This is a genomic window from Sporosarcina luteola, assembly GCF_023715585.1.
GTDB lineage: Bacteria > Bacillota > Bacilli > Bacillales_A > Planococcaceae > Sporosarcina > Sporosarcina luteola_D.
This window is the reverse complement of record NZ_JAMBOK010000001.1, coordinates 970,217-987,046: the sequence shown is the minus strand read 5'-3', so window position 1 is coordinate 987,046 and position 16,830 is coordinate 970,217. Positions and strand designations below refer to the sequence as shown.

General features: G+C 46.5%; 13 protein-coding genes and 1 other annotated feature. Of the genes, 11 read left to right on the top strand and 2 right to left on the bottom strand.

What is annotated here, in order from left to right; genetic code table 11:
• Positions 1-59 precede the first annotated feature (59 nt).
• The 11 genes from clpX to M3193_RS05035 all read left to right on the top strand — a co-directional run bounded on the left by clpX (position 60) and on the right by M3193_RS05035 (position 14,928).
• A complete protein-coding gene (gene clpX, locus M3193_RS05090) occupies positions 60-1,328 on the top strand; it encodes an ATP-dependent protease ATP-binding subunit ClpX (RefSeq protein ID WP_251624806.1) in 1,269 nt (422 codons plus the stop codon).
• Between the two features lie 120 nt (positions 1,329-1,448).
• The gene (lon, locus tag M3193_RS05085; protein ID WP_251624804.1) at positions 1,449-3,773 is read left to right on the top strand and encodes an endopeptidase La; all 2,325 of its coding nucleotides are present in this window, start codon (positions 1,449-1,451) and stop codon (positions 3,771-3,773) included.
• Entirely contained in the window at positions 3,770-4,351 is a 582-nt protein-coding gene (yihA, locus tag M3193_RS05080; RefSeq protein ID WP_251624802.1) for a ribosome biogenesis GTP-binding protein YihA/YsxC, read from the top strand. Before lon ends, yihA begins: the two co-directional genes overlap by 4 nt.
• Positions 4,352-4,545: 194 nt before the next feature.
• The gene (hemA, locus tag M3193_RS05075) at positions 4,546-5,886 is read left to right on the top strand and encodes a glutamyl-tRNA reductase (protein WP_251624800.1); all 1,341 of its coding nucleotides are present in this window, start codon (positions 4,546-4,548) and stop codon (positions 5,884-5,886) included.
• A 40-nt stretch (positions 5,887-5,926) separates the two neighbouring features.
• Positions 5,927-6,757 carry a cytochrome c biogenesis protein gene (locus tag M3193_RS05070; RefSeq protein ID WP_251624798.1) on the top strand — a complete coding sequence of 277 codons (831 nt, stop codon included), beginning with the start codon at positions 5,927-5,929 and terminating at the stop codon, positions 6,755-6,757.
• Between the two features lie 33 nt (positions 6,758-6,790).
• Entirely contained in the window at positions 6,791-7,720 is a 930-nt protein-coding gene (gene hemC / locus M3193_RS05065) for a hydroxymethylbilane synthase (RefSeq protein WP_251624796.1), read from the top strand.
• A complete protein-coding gene (locus M3193_RS05060) occupies positions 7,713-8,477 on the top strand; it encodes a uroporphyrinogen-III synthase (protein WP_251624794.1) in 765 nt (254 codons plus the stop codon). Before hemC ends, M3193_RS05060 begins: the two co-directional genes overlap by 8 nt.
• Positions 8,474-9,454, top strand: a complete 981-nt coding sequence (gene hemB / locus M3193_RS05055) for a porphobilinogen synthase (protein WP_251624792.1) — start codon at positions 8,474-8,476, stop codon at positions 9,452-9,454. Before M3193_RS05060 ends, hemB begins: the two co-directional genes overlap by 4 nt.
• Positions 9,455-10,747 (top strand): glutamate-1-semialdehyde 2,1-aminomutase, encoded by a 1,293-nt coding sequence (hemL, locus tag M3193_RS05050; protein WP_251624790.1) that lies wholly within the window; start codon positions 9,455-9,457, stop codon positions 10,745-10,747.
• Positions 10,748-10,924: 177 nt separating this feature from the next.
• Entirely contained in the window at positions 10,925-11,761 is an 837-nt protein-coding gene (locus tag M3193_RS05045; protein WP_251624789.1) for a hypothetical protein, read from the top strand.
• Between the two features lie 226 nt (positions 11,762-11,987).
• Positions 11,988-12,211: a binding site (T-box leader), on the top strand.
• A 71-nt stretch (positions 12,212-12,282) separates the two neighbouring features.
• Positions 12,283-14,928: a valine--tRNA ligase gene (locus M3193_RS05035; protein WP_251624785.1), complete on the top strand. Its 2,646-nt coding sequence runs from the start codon at positions 12,283-12,285 to the stop codon at positions 14,926-14,928.
• A 216-nt stretch (positions 14,929-15,144) separates the two neighbouring features.
• On the opposite strand, the gene M3193_RS05030 is transcribed toward M3193_RS05035, so the two are convergent.
• Together M3193_RS05030 and M3193_RS05025 are read right to left on the bottom strand one after the other, a co-directional pair.
• Complete coding sequence (locus M3193_RS05030) at positions 15,145-15,876, bottom strand: ATP-grasp domain-containing protein (protein WP_251627217.1); 732 nt, start codon at positions 15,874-15,876, stop codon at positions 15,145-15,147.
• Positions 15,877-15,938: 62 nt separating this feature from the next.
• The gene (locus tag M3193_RS05025; RefSeq protein ID WP_251624783.1) at positions 15,939-16,805 is read right to left on the bottom strand and encodes an ATP-grasp domain-containing protein; all 867 of its coding nucleotides are present in this window, start codon (positions 16,803-16,805) and stop codon (positions 15,939-15,941) included.
• Positions 16,806-16,830 lie beyond the last annotated feature (25 nt).

The window sequence follows — 16,830 nt, the reverse complement described above, 5'->3', positions numbered from 1 at the left end:
AATAGTTGATAAAACCGGGGGAATCTTGTAAGATTGTCACTTGAATAGGGGTGAGCTTGATGTTCAAATTTAATGACGAAAAAGATAATTTAAGTTGTTCTTTTTGTGGTAAAACCCAAGACCAGGTGAGAAAACTTGTTGCTGGCCAAGGTGTTTATATTTGTGATGAGTGTGTTGAACTTTGTGCGGAAATCGTCGAGGAAGAAGTTGGACTTGATGAGCACTTCGAGTTGAAGGATGTTCCGAAACCACGCGAAATCCAAGGGATCTTGGATGAATATATTATTGGTCAGGACCGTGCGAAAAAGTCATTGGCTGTTGCGGTGTACAATCACTACAAGCGGATCAATACGAACAGTAAGGTCGACGATGTGGAGATTGCAAAATCGAATATCGTGCTGATTGGACCTACTGGAAGCGGTAAAACATTATTGGCACAAACATTGGCACGCATCCTTGATGTTCCTTTCGCGATAGCAGATGCAACTTCCTTGACGGAAGCCGGCTATGTCGGTGAGGACGTTGAAAATATTTTATTGAAATTGATCCAAGCTGCCGATTTTGATATCGAGCGTGCAGAAAAAGGAATCATTTATATCGATGAAATTGATAAAGTTGCCCGTAAATCGGAAAATGCATCGATCACGCGTGATGTATCCGGTGAAGGTGTACAGCAAGCCCTCTTGAAGATTTTAGAAGGAACTGTTGCAAGCGTCCCACCACAAGGCGGCCGAAAGCATCCGCACCAGGAATTCCTGCAAATCGATACAACAAATATCCTCTTCATCGTCGGCGGAGCCTTCGATGGAATGGAAGAAATCATCAAACGCCGTACTGGACAGAAAGTGATCGGTTTTGGTTCGAATGTTGAAGAGGGGTCAAATGAGGAAGCTTCTTTGCTTTCAAAACTTATTCCTGAGGATCTTCAGCGTTTCGGATTGATCCCTGAATTCATCGGCCGTTTGCCGGTTATTGCAACGTTGGAACAGTTGAACGAAGACACTCTCTACCAAATCCTCACAGTTCCGAAAAATGCGATCGTCAAGCAATATCAAAAGATGGTCGAATTGGATGGCGTTGCCTTGCGTTTTGAAGATGATGCACTGATTGAAATCGCTAGGGAAGCGATTGATCGGAAGACGGGTGCCCGTGGATTGCGGTCGATTATCGAAAACATCATGTTGGATATCATGTATGAACTTCCGTCACTTGATGAAGTCACCGAATGCATCATTACTAAAGATTCCGTCCTGAAGAAATCAAGTCCTATCCTTTATCGAGAAGATGGTACCCAGATGGAGCTCGATCAAGAGAAAAATACGGCCTGATAAATGGAGGGGTAAAGCTGACTCCGACGATGCGAATCATTCGCTCATCGGTTGTCGGCTTTTTCCACCTTATAGAAAAATGACTAATGGACATACATAACTTATGGAGGTGACTTCCGCATGCCGAATCGAAAAAAGCTGAATGTGCCTTTATTGCCTTTGCGGGGAATGTTAGTTTACCCGACGATGGTTCTACATATTGACGTCGGGAGAGAGCGCTCCGTTTTTGCGATTGAACATGCCATTGCGAATGACAATCTCATCATGCTGGCTTCACAAAAAGAGACAAGTGTTGAAAATCCGGATGCCGATGATCTATATCGAATCGGACTTTTAGCTCATGTGAAGTCATTAACAGCATTGAACAATGGCACATATCGACTCAATATTGAAGGAATCGAACGGGCGGAATGGTCCAATTATGAAGAGGCGGACCTTTATCCTGTCGTGGATGTAAAGAGAATTCCGGATGATACGGAAGTGGATGCTGAATGCACTGCACTTATGCGTACTTTACTTCCTTACTTCAAAAACTACACGAATTATTCCGCTAAAATTTCCCAGGAAACATTCGATTCAATTGCTTCTATCGAAGAGCCGGGACGGTTGGCAGACATGGTTGCTTCCCATCTGCCGTTGAAGCTGTCTGCCAAACAGGAGATATTGGAAATAACAGATGTTAAGAAGAGATTGGAATTCCTTATCAATAAACTTCACGACGAGCAGGCGATCCTCGAATTGGAGCGGAAGATCAATGCACGTGTAAAGGAAGCGATGGAACGGACGCAGAAAGAATTTTATCTGCGCGAGCAGATGAAAGCGATCCAAAAAGAGCTTGGCGACAAAGACGGTAAGAGCATTGAGGTCGTTGAGTTAACGAAAAAGATTGAAGAGGCAGGTATGCCTGAAAATGTTAGACAGGCTGCATTCCGCGAACTGGATCGTTATGAAAAGGCTCATTCCGCTTCCGCTGAAAGTGGTGTGATCAGGAATTACATCGATTGGCTTGTCGCATTGCCGTGGTCAACAGCCTCGAAGGATCAGCTGGATATCTCCAGATCCGAGGAAATATTGAACCGCGACCACGAGGGACTCGAATCGGTGAAGGAACGTATCTTGGAATACCTTGCCGTCCGGCAAATGACCAACTCATTGCGTGGACCGATCCTATGCCTCGATGGACCGCCAGGAGTTGGGAAGACATCATTGGCACGATCCATCGCGGAATCATTGGGCCGTAAATTTGTCCGTATATCCCTCGGAGGAGTTCGTGATGAATCTGAAATTAGAGGGCATCGCCGTACTTATGTCGGTGCTATGCCGGGACGAATTATACAAGGCATGAAAAAAGCGGGTAAGATCAACCCGGTCTTCCTCCTTGACGAAGTTGATAAGATGTCCAACGATTTCAGAGGGGATCCGTCATCCGCCATGCTTGAGGTACTTGATCCAGAGCAGAATTCAACGTTCAGTGACCACTATATAGAAGAGCCATATGATTTGTCGGATGTACTCTTCGTAGCGACATCGAATGATCTAAGCTCCATACCTGGTCCGTTAAGGGACCGCATGGAAATCATATCCATTCCTGGATACACGGAATTAGAAAAACGGACAATCGCGAAAAACCATCTCATTCCAAAGCAGTTGAAGGAGCATGGATTGACTAAGTCGCAAGTCCGCTTTAATGACGAAGCGATTCAAAATATCGTCCGCTATTATACACGGGAAGCTGGTGTCCGTGGCCTGGAAAGGGAGATCGCCAGGATTTGCAGAAGAGCTGCAAAGCAGATTGTTACCGGGGAAAGGAAAACTGTCACTGTCAGTGCAAAGACGCTTGAAACTCTTTTAGGCAAGCGGAAATTCAGCTACGGGCAAGCTGAGAAGAAAAACCAAGTCGGCGTCGCAACCGGATTGGCATATACAACGGTTGGAGGAGATACACTCCAAATTGAGGTTTCATTGTCACCGGGCAAAGGTAAACTGATATTGACAGGCAAATTGGGGGATGTCATGAAAGAATCAGCACAAACGGCATTGTCCTATGTCAGATCCAAGGCAGTGGATTTTCATATCAATCCTAATTTCCATGAATCGTGCGACATTCACATACATGTTCCTGAAGGGGCGGTTCCGAAAGATGGACCTTCCGCGGGTGTCACGATTGCGACCGCACTCGTATCAGCATTGACGAAGCGTCCGATTCGACGTGAAGTCGGAATGACAGGCGAGATTACGCTCCGAGGCAGGGTGTTGCCAATTGGAGGCGTCAAGGAAAAGTCGTTAAGTGCACATCGTGCTGGCTTGACGACGATCATCTTGCCGATTGCAAATGAACGTGATATTGAAGATATACCAGAAAGTGTACGGAGTGAGCTGACATTCAAGCTTGTCTCAGATGCTGAAGAAGTATTGGCGTACGCATTGGAGGAGGCTTCCGAATGAAAGTAAATCAAGTTGAAATGATCATGAGTGCGGTAAGACCTGAGCAATACCCGGATGATGGTTTTCCGGAGTTTGCATTGGCAGGCCGATCAAATGTAGGAAAATCTTCGTTCATTAATAAAATGATTGGACGTAAAAGTTTAGCCCGAACGTCTTCGAAACCGGGAAAGACCCAAACGTTGAATTTCTACAAAATTGAAGAGAAACTATTCTTCGTCGATGTCCCAGGCTATGGCTATGCGAAAGTGTCAAAATCGGAACGGGAAGCATGGGGGAAAATGATTGAACGGTATTTAACCGGTCGGGAGCAATTGAGGGCTGTCGTCCTTATTGTAGACCTTAGGCATCCTCCAAGTGTAGATGATTGTGTCATGTATGACTTTCTTGGTCATTACGACATTCCTACAATCGTCATCGCAACGAAAGCGGATAAGATTCCGAAAGGCAAATGGGAGAAGCATAAAAAAATCGTGAGAAACGAATTGAATATGCGTGCTGGCGATCCGTTAGTACTGTTTTCTTCTGAAAAAGGCATGGGGATCGATGAAGCATGGCGCGAGATTGAAAATAGAATGTAGTTCTTATCCGGATGATAACAAACGTTCATCCGGATTTTAAATTATAAAGAAACCGGAAATAGATTAGAATTACTACAAAAACAGGGAACGGACCGTTGATGGTTCAAGAGTTAGTCACAAAATCATCCGTTAGATACAGCGTAATATGTTATAATCGTATATGTGAAAAAGAACGGGAGAGGTGTGAACACCTTATGTATACAATCGTGGTCGGTGTCAACCACCGAACAGCTCCAGTAGAAATCAGGGAAAAATTGTCTTTTGTAGAAGCTGAATTGCCAATGGCCATGCAAGCTTTGCAAAAAGAGAAAAGCATTTTGGAAAATGTAATCATTTCCACTTGCAATCGTACTGAAATATACGCTGTTGCTGATCAACTCCATACGGGCCGCTATTATGTAAAACGGTTTTTAGCTAATTGGTTCGACATGGAACTTGAGGAATTAACGCCTCATTTACTTATTTATGAAAATGATGCAGCAATCGAACATTTGATGCGTGTATCAGCGGGCATCGATTCTATGGTGCTGGGCGAAACTCAAATTTTAGGCCAAGTCCGCACCAGTTTCCTGGAAGGGCAAAAAATCGGTACGACAGGAACTGTCTTTAACGAGCTGTTCAAAAAGTCGATTACACTCGCGAAGAAGGCACATTCAGAAACTGCGATCGCCGATAATGCCGTTTCCGTATCCTACGCGGCAGTGGAGCTTGGAAAGAAGATTTTCGGTTCGTTGGATGGAAAGCATATCGCTATTCTTGGAGCAGGGAAGATGGGAGAATTGGCCATTAAGAACTTGCATGGCAGCGGTGCCGGTAAAGTGACTGTCGTTAATCGTACGCTATCTAAAGCGGAAGAAATGGCGGAGCAATTCGGAGGTGTCGCTAAACCGATGCAGGAATTGCAATGCACGCTTTTGGAAGCGGATGTATTAATCAGCTCCACAGGTGCAACTGAATTTGTCATTGATTTCGAATTGATGAAGTACGTCGAGAAGCTCCGGAAAGGAAAGCCGATTTTCATGGTTGATATTGCCGTGCCGAGGGATTTGGACCCGAGAATCGGTGATTTACCGAATGTTTTCCTCTACGACATTGACGACCTTCAAGGAATTGTCGAAGCGAATTTGGCGGAACGTAAACGTGCCGCTGAAGAGATTGGCTTGATGATTGAAGAGGAGATCGTCGAATTCAAGGAATGGATTGCAACGCTCGGTGTCGTGCCAGTCATTTCCGCGTTACGCGAAAAGGCGCTCCGTATCCAGGCTGAGACGATGGCCAGCATTGAAAATAAAATGCCGAATCTCACCGCACGTGAAAAGAAATTATTGAATAAGCATACAAAGTCTATTGTCAACCAAATGTTGAAGGAGCCGATCCTGCAGGCAAAAGAGTTGGCATTGGATGGACAGGCAGCTGAAAAGCTGGCTCTATTCAAGCAAATATTCGGATTGGTTGAAGAAGACGAGGAAGAAGAAATCGTCCATACACAAGCCAAATCCCTTGATACTGCTACACACAAATTAGCCGAGGTGTAATCCGGGGCTATACATCCATGCGAAAGGCAGAGGTTGCATCATGGCCGAAATGACTATGGCGAGATTCCACGAAGTAATCGTCGTCCTGTATGCGGTGAGCCTCGTATTTTATTTCATCGATTATTTGAATAACAATAAAATCGCCCATCGCAGCGCTTTTTCAATTTTGTCGGTCGTCTATTTGATGCAGAGCGGCTTACTTATCGCGCGGGTGATTGATACACAGCGATTCCCGGTCCTTTCCCTTTACGAAGGGATCTATTTCTATGCTTGGCTGCTCATTTCCTTATCAATGATCCTCCAAGTATTTACAAAGGTCGGGTTCGCTGTCTTCTTTTTAAATGTGATCGGATTCATCTTTATGACAATTCATACATTTACTCCGGTGCAGATTGAAAAATCTCCCGTTGGTGAATCTCTCATCTCGGAATTGCTATTCATACATATCACCTTTGCAATTCTATCGTATGCAGCATTTGCAATGTCCTCCGTTTTCGCCATTCTTTATTTGCTTGTTTATAAAGTGTTGAAGAAGAAGAAATGGACAAAGCAATTTGGACGACTTCCATCCCTTCAACAATCGTTATCTGGCATGAAAGCGTCAATTTATACAGGCATACCAATGCTATTCATCAGCCTCGTGCTTGGGACTCAATGGGCAGCAGTTGCCCTTGATGAATGGGCGATTTCCGATATGAAGATCATCGGGTCTTTCCTCGTTATTATCCTTTATAGTTTAGTATTGTTTTTGCAAAGAAGAGGAAGACTGACAGCGAACGATTTTGCGTGGGCGAACGTCTTCGCTTTTCTTTTTGTTATCATCAACTTTTTTCTAGGAAGCAGATTATCGCAATTCCATTTTTGGATTTGACGTTAAGGCAATAAAAATGGGAGGAAGATCGTATTGAGAAAAATCGTTGTAGGATCAAGAAGGAGCAAGCTCGCATTAACACAGACGAATTGGTTTATCGACCAAATGAAGGCTGCGGGCGCGCCTTTTGAATTTGAAGTAAAGGAAATTGTGACGAAAGGTGACAAAATCCTCGACGTGATGCTTTCGAAGGTGGGAGGCAAAGGATTATTCGTCAAAGAAATCCAACAAGCTCTTTTTGATAAGGAAATTGACTTCGCTGTCCATAGCATGAAAGATATGCCGGCAGTTTTACCTGAAGGGCTTACAATCGGCTGTATGCCGCCACGCGTTGATGCCCGTGACGCATTCATCTCCAAAGGGCATGTGAAGTTCATGGATCTTCCGGTCGGTGCTGTCGTTGGTACTTCAAGTTTACGCCGCAGCTCCCAGTTGATCATGCTCCGTCCTGATATTGAAATTAAATGGATTCGCGGCAATATCGATACGCGGTTGCAGAAGATGCAGGATGGGGAATACGATGCAATCCTTTTAGCTGCCGCAGGATTGAAGCGGATGGGCTGGAGCGATGATGTGGTAACTGAGTATATGTCAATCGACGACTGCATCCCGGCTATCGGCCAAGGAGCGCTTGCAATCGAATGCAGAACTGATGATGCAGAACTGCTCGCTGAACTGAAAAAAGTCTCCGATGAGAAGACGTGGCTGGAAGTCGAAGCGGAGCGCACATTCCTTGCAGAAATGGATGGCTCCTGCCAAGTGCCGATCGCAGGAATTGCCGAATATGACGGCAAAGAGATCGAGTTTACAGGATTCGTCGCATCCCCGGACGCGAAGCAGGTGTTCAAGAAGACGGTACGCGGCTCTGATCCTGTTGCTGTCGGCAAATCTGTAGCATCCACTTTACGTGCAGAAGGAGCTTCAGAAGTGATCGAGAAAGTGAAGGCGGAAATGGATGCCTAAATTAGGTCCATTGAAAGGGGAAACCGTCATTTTTACGGGGACGCCGAAATCGCTTGAAGTTTTTGATCTCGTCAAACAGTACGGTGGCATCCCCTACTCGATGCCGCTCATCCAGGTGAATGAAATCGTGGATCCCGCCGATGAGAATGAATTGAAGCGTTGTGCAGAATTTGATTGGTTAATATTCACGAGCCAAACCGCCGTAAGATCATTCCAGATGAAAATGGAACGTTTCAAAATGACAACTCTCGAAATCCCTTCTAAAATAGCTGCTGTCGGTACACAGACCGCTGCAGCGTTGGAGAAGATCGGTTTCACTGTGGAATTCATCCCGTCCGTTTTCAGCGCCGACGTGTTTGTTAAGCAATTCAAACCAACGGATGACCGGAAGCTTCGTGTCCTGTTCCTGAGGGGGAATCTAGCCGGCAGCCTCATCCGTGAGGAACTGCCGTTTCAAGTGGAGGAATGGACGATTTATGAAACGGGTCCCCAGCCTGATTCAGTATCATCAATTATTGAGCTGCTGAAAACAGGAGGGAGTACAACTGTTTTATTCGCCAGCCCATCTGCCGTCCGTGTATTTGCGCAAGATGCCATCCCTGCCGTCGGTTGGGATGGCTATACAATCGGTGCAATCGGACATGTCACCGAAAAGGCGTTGATCGAGGCGGGCGCCGAGGTGGACGTAAAGCCTGAAATTTATACTCTTAAGGAACTCGTCAATGCATTGGCGAGGCGAAAGGAAGAAATCCAATGACTCAACTACAATTCAGACGTAATCGCCGTCTACGCAACTCGGCGACAATACGCTCGATGGTAAGGGAAACAATCCTGCGGAAAGAAGATTTCATTTATCCGCTCTTCATCATTGAAGGGGAAAATGTGAAAAATGAAATCAGTTCGATGCCGGGCATTTATCAATTGTCACTTGATCGTTTGTTGGAGGAAGTGGAAGAAGTCGTTTCATTAGGCATCCCTTCCGTCATCCTCTTTGGGATTCCTGCAGAGAAAGATGCAACGGGCACAGGAGCCTTTGACGACGAAGGGATTGTCCAGCGTGCTACCCGTTTAATCAAAGAGAAGTACCCGGACCTCGTTGTCATCGCGGACACTTGCTTATGCGAATATACCGACCATGGCCATTGCGGTGTCGTCCATGGATCCGACATATTGAACGACCCTTCACTGGAATTGCTGGCGAAAACAGCGGTCAGTCAAGCGAAAGCGGGCGCTGACATCATCGCACCATCAAACATGATGGACGGCTTTGTAGTGGCCATAAGACAAGCGCTTGATGAAGAAGGCTTTGAAAATGTTCCGATCATGTCCTACGCGGTCAAATATTCTTCCGCGTATTACGGACCGTTCCGCGATGCTGCCGAATCGGCACCGCAGTTCGGCGATCGGAAAACGTATCAAATGGATCCTGCCAATCGGATGGAAGCACTTCGCGAGGCAGAGTCGGATGTCATGGAAGGCGCCGATTTCCTCATTGTCAAGCCGGCTTTGTCGTACTTGGACATCATGCGCGATGTGAAGAACAATGTCCTCCTTCCTGTCGTCGCTTATAATGTGAGCGGTGAATATTCGATGGTGAAAGCGGCGGCACAAAACGGCTGGATCAATGAAAAAGAAATCGTATTGGAAACGTTGACAAGTATGAAACGCGCAGGTGCGGATCTCATCATGACATACCATGCAAAAGACGCAGCGCGTTGGCTGGAGGGAAAATGAATGGGTAAAAGCTACGAAAAATCAAAGCAAGCATTTGCGGAAGCAGTGAAGTTGATGCCAGGCGGCGTGAACTCTCCTGTCCGTGCATTCAAATCGGTCAATATGGATCCGATTTTCATGGAAAGCGGAAAGGGACCGATCATCAAGGATATTGATGGCAATGAATATATCGACTATGTCCTTTCATGGGGACCGTTGATTTTAGGACATGCCGATCCTGATGTCGTAGAAGGCATTAAGAAAGTGGCCGAAACAGGTACAAGCTTCGGAGCACCGACTTTGCTTGAAAATGAACTCGCCAAAATCGTCATTGACCGGGTCCCGTCTATCGAGGTTGTCCGGATGGTTTCCTCGGGAACAGAAGCGACAATGAGCGCATTGCGTTTGGCTCGCGGCTTTACTGGACGCAACAAGATCCTGAAATTTGAAGGCTGCTACCATGGCCACGGTGATTCGTTGCTTATTAAAGCGGGATCTGGCGTCGCTACACTTGGTCTTCCGGATAGTCCGGGTGTTCCTGAAGGCATCGCTAAGAACACGATTACAGTGGCGTACAATGACATGGATGGCGTCCGTGCTGCATTCGATCAATTCGGAGATGACATTGCAGGCGTCATTGTCGAGCCAGTTGCCGGAAATATGGGAGTTGTCCCGCCGGAGCCAGGTTTCCTTGAAGGATTGCGCGAGATCACTGAAAAGAACGGCGCTTTGCTCATTTTCGATGAAGTGATGACTGGCTTCCGCGTCGATTATACTTGCGCGCAAGGCTATTTCGGAATTACTCCGGATCTCACTTGCCTCGGAAAAGTGATCGGCGGAGGACTTCCTGTCGGAGCATATGGCGGTAAGCGTGAAATTATGGAAAAAGTCGCACCAGCAGGAACTGTCTACCAAGCGGGCACATTGTCCGGAAATCCGATGGCAATGACAGCGGGCATCGAGACCTTGAAAAAATTGACGCCGGCTTCATATGATTATTTCAAGAAACTTGGCGATCAGCTGGAAGCCGGATTCCGCGAGGCGGCGACGAAATACAATATCCCGCATACTGTAAACCGTGCAGGCTCCATGATCGGTTTCTTCTTCACGAATGAAAAAGTGACCAATTACGACCAAGCGAAGACGTCCGACTTGGAACTGTTCGCGGAATACTTCCGCTTGATGGCGGAAGAAGGCATCTTCCTGCCGCCATCCCAGTTCGAAGGCATGTTCCTATCCTCTTCCCATACGGAAGAGCATATCGAACAGACCGTCCAAGCATTCCACAAGGTATTCGCCCAGTTGGCACGATAATTAATTTTGCTGTCCGTTGTCGGATCTCGACAACGGGCGGCTTTTTTATTGCATCAGGTTAAATGAACCCTTGTCCAAATAATGGAGCCTTCCCATAATACGGGCTTCACTTTCTTCTACCACTCCTGTTCGCTGCATATAATGGCAAGTGAATGGAACAAGGGGAGGGAAAACGGAATGAAAAAGTTACAATGGAATATGGAAGAAGTATTTTATTTCCCGGAGAATGTCGGTGTCCCGAAAGAAGCACGCCTCGTTAAAGTGAAAGCTGGATTCACAGAGAAGCGATCCGAAGATGCAGTCCGGCTTTCCGGCATCTATCACATTGCCGCCAAAGTCGACTTCACAGAGGGGCAGCGTAGTGAGTCGATTCCTACAGATGCAATCTTCGTAGATGATGTAGAGCTTGAAGGGGAAACAGGTTACTTCGAATACGCTGTGCCGCTTTACATCGACCTGCCGCCGGAAGTAGACCACCCGTTGCATATCGAAGCGACAGACGTCAAATCCAAATTTGACGGACAAGGTTCCTTTACGGTCACTTGGAATGTAAACTGCACGTATGGGCAGGAAACTGCCAAGGAAGTTGCAAGCAACGAAACTGCCGGCAATGGAACTGCCAAACAATCTGTCGAGAAAGAACCCGCCAAACAGGAATCCGTCAGTAAAGAACCAGTCAGTCAAAATACAGTGGATACAGAAGCGAAAAAGCAAACTGAAACCGCTGAAGAGAAGTCTGAAACAGCTGCAGTTCAAGATGCGCCAAAAGAAAAGACCGTTGCCGCAGTGAAGGAGCAAGCACAAGCAGCACAAGCGACTGAAACCCGGCAATCTTCAGGTTCACAAAACCGGATAGTTGCGGCGCCTGTCCATGAACCGCAAGCAGCTGCAACGCATGACAGCAGTATTTGGAGTGTCCAAGATGATATACTGTCATACATTGCAACGTTGCCGGATGAGTGGACGACGACGAGATTCCGCTCAAATGATATCTTTGTAAAGGAGGAAAGCTAATCCTCCGAGAGCGCATAATAAGAGGAAATCACCGGTCGTAGGGACGATCAAAAGCCTGATCAACTGAAAAATGGCAATCGGGATGATGATGCCTTTGCAATAAAACCTTGTCTTCCGTAACCACGGGGGCAATAAATAAGGATTATATCCCTTTCTCATACTACCTTCCTTTCCTAATTTACTTGACGTAGTCTCTTCCAATCGCATACAATGGTTATAACTATATAATGATGCATTGATCGGGAGAGTACGCGATTTTCATTTATCCAAGAGAGGGCGCCATCGGTGGGAGGGCCTATGAATGAACTTGCGGAAAGTCACCCGGGAGCAGTTTCCGTGAATTTCGAGTAGCGGAAGCCGGTTTGAAACCGTTATTTATTATTGAGGCGCAAACGCTTTTTAGTTTGCGCGAATAAAGGTGGTACCACGGATAACTCCTTCGTCCTTTTTGACGAACGGAGTTTTTTTGTATTCACTTTTATTCATGTAGCTGTTTTTGCAACTAAAGAGGAGGAGTTCAAATGTCATCAGAGAATTTATCAATGCCTACAAAGTATGAGCCGCAGTCGATTGAAGCAGGCCGTTATGAATGGTGGCTGAAAGGGAAGTACTTCGAAGCACAGCCGGAAAGCGGGAAAGAGCCGTATACGATCGTCATTCCGCCGCCGAACGTAACAGGCAAGCTCCATTTAGGCCATGCGTGGGATACGACGCTGCAAGATATTCTTATCCGGATGAAGCGGATGCAAGGCTTTGACGCTTTGTGGCTGCCAGGGATGGACCATGCAGGCATTGCGACGCAGGCGAGAGTTGAAGAGAAGCTTCGGGAAGAAGGAAAGTCCCGCTATGATCTTGGCCGTGAAAAATTCCTTCAGGAAACGTGGAAGTGGAAAGAAGAATACGCTGGCCATATTCGTGCGCAATGGGCGAAGCTAGGTCTAGCACTCGATTATTCCAGGGAACGATTTACATTGGATGAAGGACTGTCTAAAGCGGTTCGTGAAGTATTCGTCAAGCTCTATGAAAAAGGCTATATTTACCGCGGCGAATATATTATCAACTGGGATCCGGCAACGAAAACGGCGCTTTCGGACATTGAAGTAATCCATAAGGATGTTCAGGGTGCATTCTATCATATGCGCTATCCACTGGCAGACGGAACGGGCAGCATCGAAATTGCTACGACACGTCCTGAAACGATGCTGGGCGACACTGCTGTAGCCGTTCACCCTGAAGACGAACGCTACAAGCATCTAATCGGAAAAACAGTGAAGTTGCCGATTGTCGGACGAGAAATTCCGATTATCGCAGATGATTATGTCGATATGGAATTCGGTAGCGGTGCGGTGAAGATCACTCCGGCGCATGATCCGAATGACTTTGAAATCGGGAATCGCCACGACTTGCCTCGCGTGCTTGTCATGAATGAAGACGGCAGCATGAACCAACTGGCAGGTAAGTACGAAGGGATGGACCGCTTCGAATGCCGGAAAGCAATCGTCAAGGATTTGCAGGAACTTGGTATTTTATTCAAAATCGAGGACCACTTGCACTCCGTAGGTCATTCAGAGCGCAGCGGGGCGGTTGTCGAACCGTATTTGTCAACGCAATGGTTCGTTAAAATGGCGCCGCTTGCAGAAGAAGCGATTAAACTTCAGCAAACCGAAGGAAAAGTCAACTTCGTTCCGGAACGGTTTGAAAAGACGTATTTGAACTGGATGGAAAATATCCATGACTGGTGCATTTCACGCCAGCTCTGGTGGGGGCACCGTATTCCAGCCTGGTACCATAAAGAGACGGGCGAAATCTTTGTCGGCCATGAAGCGCCTCAAGACATCGAAAACTGGAACCAAGAGGAAGATGTCCTCGATACATGGTTCTCCTCTGCATTATGGCCGTTCTCAACGATGGGCTGGCCTGATCTCGATAATGAAGAGTTCAAACGCTACTATCCGACGGATGCGCTCGTAACTGGTTACGACATTATTTTCTTCTGGGTATCCCGGATGATTTTCCAAGGAATCGAATTCACGGATCAGCGGCCATTTAAAGATGTGCTTATCCATGGTCTAGTCCGAGCGGAGGATGGCCGCAAAATGTCGAAATCCCTAGGCAACGGAATCGACCCTATGGAAGTGATCGACAAATACGGGGCAGATGCATTGCGCTATTTCTTATCTACTGGTTCCTCGCCAGGTCAGGATCTTCGTTACTCCACGGAAAAAGTTGAAGCGATCTGGAACTTTGCGAATAAAATCTGGAATGCCTCCCGATTCGCTTTAATGAATATGGATGGCATGACGTATGATGAAATCGATCTCACGGGTGAAAAATCCGTTGCGGATGCTTGGATTCTTACACGGTTGAATGAAACGATTGAACAAGTGACGAAGCTTGCAGAGAGATATGAATTCGGTGAAGTCGGCCGAGCGCTCTACAACTTCATCTGGGATGACTTCTGCGACTGGTATATCGAAATGGCGAAATTGCCGTTGTACGGAGAAGATGAAGCGGCGAAGAAAACGACACGTTCGGTTCTCGCTTACGTTCTTGACAACACGATGCGCCTCTTGCATCCATTGATGCCGTTCATCACTGAGGAAATCTGGCAGAACCTTCCGCACGAAGGGGAGTCGATTACGGTCGCAGCTTGGCCGGTAGCTGACCCTGCATTGACGGATAAGGAAAAAGCGTCTGATATGAAGTTGCTCGTCGACCTCATTCACGCAGTCCGCAATATCCGTGCTGAAGTGAATACGCCGATGAGCAAAAAAGTGCCGCTTTATATAGCAGCGAAAGACGAAGCGACTGTTTCCGTTCTTGAAGCGAATCGCAGCTATATCGAACGCTTCTGTAATCCGGAAACACTTGAAATCGGAGTCGGCATTTCGGCGCCGGGCAAATCGATGTCAGCGGTCATTACAGGAGCAGAACTATTCCTTCCGCTTGAAGGATTGCTCAATATCGACGAAGAGATCGAGCGATTGAAAAAAGAATTGGCGAAATGGGAAGGCGAAGTGAAACGCGTCCAAGGAAAACTTTCCAACGAGCGATTCATCTCGAAAGCGCCTGAAGCAGTAGTAGAAGAAGAACGGGCTAAAGAGAAGGATTACTTGGAGAAGAAATCCGCAGTCGAACGCCGGATTGAAGAATTGAAAGAGATTTAATTGCAAGATGAAAAGAGTTGGTCCTCCAGAAAGTGGAGTTGACCAACTCTTTTTGTGTTAATTAAATTGGGAGCGCTCATAAACTCGAGTAGACGCTCATAAATCTTCTTAAACGCTCATAAATCCTATTAAGCGCTCATAAAATCACGCAGACGCTCATAAATTTCGTTAAGGGCTCATAAATTCGCCCACAAGCGCATAAACGTGAAAAATCGCTCATAAACCGTCTACTTTCTTCAATATATACGCCATCAATTTCTCAGCAACCGAAAAATCATGCGTCGCATAAAGTGATCGGGCGCCGACCGGGTCTTCAATTTCATTCAACAGCCATTCTCCATTCGGCAATAAAAGAAAATCAATGCCAATATAATCGCTTTTCAATGCTTTTGCGATTTTACGGACCTCAATTTCCTGCCAAGGCGAAAGTGAATACTTTTTCACTGAACCGCCAAGCGTATAATTCGATTTGAAGGAATCGCTTCCAGTCCGTTTAACTGCACCCAGCACTTCCTCTCCGAGCATGAAAACTCGGATGTCTGTTGCTTCGGACTCGATGTACGGCTGGGCAATCAATACTCTGCCTTCAAACCGTGAGAAAACCTCCTTTGCTTCATCCTCCGTTTGACATAGGAATACTTCACTTCCGCCATGTCCGTCAGTTGTTTTCAATACAGCTGGTAGGGGAGGAAGATCCTGTATTGACCTGGCCTTTGTCGTAGGAATGACTGAAACGCCTAACAGAGCGGCGAGCTCGAATGTCTTCAATTTATCATTGGCAATCCTGTTCACTTCTGACCGGTTGATCACCCTGAATCCCGCTGATTCCCACCTTTTCGCAAGCAATGGATTGCGATCGCGGAATAAAATGAAATCCGCGTCTTCCAAAGGTTCTTCCTCGTCAACAAGCAGCGTCAACGAACTATCCGTTGCGGCTGCATGCTTCATCAAATCATTGATAAATCCCCGATTACGTTCCGCCTCAGTTGAAGAATAATAAAGATGCCCCTTCAACTCAATTTACCTAATATATAGCTGATCATCCTGTCTGCAACGTTTATACCCGTCACATTATAAATATTACGGATATGAGCCGCTGCATTCACTTCACAGACGAGAGGCGCTTCATTTTCGCCGAACAAGAGATCCACACCTGCAAACTCGGCACTGACCGCTTCGGCTGCCCGAATCGCCAATTCCTCTTGCTCCTTACTCAATTCAATGACACTAGCCACGCCTCCGTTCGTAATATTTGCCCGGAAATCCGTCTCGGAAAAACGATGCATTGCTGCTACAACTTCACCGCCAACGATATTCACACGGATATCACGTCCTCTGCTCGTTGCAATAAACTGCTGGAACACGTAATCGACGCCTCGCAATTCATCCACTTTCGCAAAGAAATCGTCTTCCGTTTCAATTAAATACACTTTCATCCCGAAAGAGCCATGGCCTTCTTTAATAATCATCGGCAACCCCAGTTTTTCAAGCACCTTTTCATAATAACCCGATCCTTCAATCGTGAAATTCGGATACACTTTCGGTGCGATGATCGTTTCCGGCATCGCAATATTGCTCTTTGCAAGTTGTATGTATTGTTTCGCTTTATTATCACAAGTCTCGATCACTTCGGGGTCATTGAAGACGGGAATGCCTGCATTTTTCAAAAAAGTCGCAAGCAGGATATCCTTGTCCAGGAAGACGACAAAGTCAGGACGCTCTTCTAGCTGTTCATTCAAGGCCATCTGCACTTCATAATTTTTCTTGAGTGTTCCCTCGACACCTGCCCGAATAGCGGCGTCTCTTAATAGCTCCGCCTGATCTCGGAATTTATTGCTCGTCAAACTTCCATTATAGATGACCCAACATTTTTTCATTTCGTTCCCTCCGGCCATGATATAC

Excerpts from the sequence above, each read along its gene's own strand:
- clpX (WP_251624806.1), top strand. The coding sequence starts at position 60 with ATGTTCAAATTTAATGACGAAAAAGATAATTTAAGTTGTTCTTTTTGT.
- yihA (WP_251624802.1), top strand. The coding sequence starts at position 3,770 with ATGAAAGTAAATCAAGTTGAAATGATCATGAGTGCGGTAAGACCTGAG.
- M3193_RS05030 (WP_251627217.1), bottom strand. The coding sequence starts at position 15,876 with ATGAAGCATGCAGCCGCAACGGATAGTTCGTTGACGCTGCTTGTTGAC.
- hemA (WP_251624800.1), top strand. The coding sequence starts at position 4,546 with ATGTATACAATCGTGGTCGGTGTCAACCACCGAACAGCTCCAGTAGAA.
- M3193_RS05045 (WP_251624789.1), top strand. The coding sequence starts at position 10,925 with ATGAAAAAGTTACAATGGAATATGGAAGAAGTATTTTATTTCCCGGAG.
- M3193_RS05070 (WP_251624798.1), top strand. The coding sequence starts at position 5,927 with ATGGCCGAAATGACTATGGCGAGATTCCACGAAGTAATCGTCGTCCTG.
- hemL (WP_251624790.1), top strand. The coding sequence starts at position 9,455 with ATGGGTAAAAGCTACGAAAAATCAAAGCAAGCATTTGCGGAAGCAGTG.
- M3193_RS05060 (WP_251624794.1), top strand. The coding sequence starts at position 7,713 with ATGCCTAAATTAGGTCCATTGAAAGGGGAAACCGTCATTTTTACGGGG.
- hemB (WP_251624792.1), top strand. The coding sequence starts at position 8,474 with ATGACTCAACTACAATTCAGACGTAATCGCCGTCTACGCAACTCGGCG.
- M3193_RS05035 (WP_251624785.1), top strand. The coding sequence starts at position 12,283 with ATGTCATCAGAGAATTTATCAATGCCTACAAAGTATGAGCCGCAGTCG.
- lon (WP_251624804.1), top strand. The coding sequence starts at position 1,449 with ATGCCGAATCGAAAAAAGCTGAATGTGCCTTTATTGCCTTTGCGGGGA.
- M3193_RS05025 (WP_251624783.1), bottom strand. The coding sequence starts at position 16,805 with ATGAAAAAATGTTGGGTCATCTATAATGGAAGTTTGACGAGCAATAAA.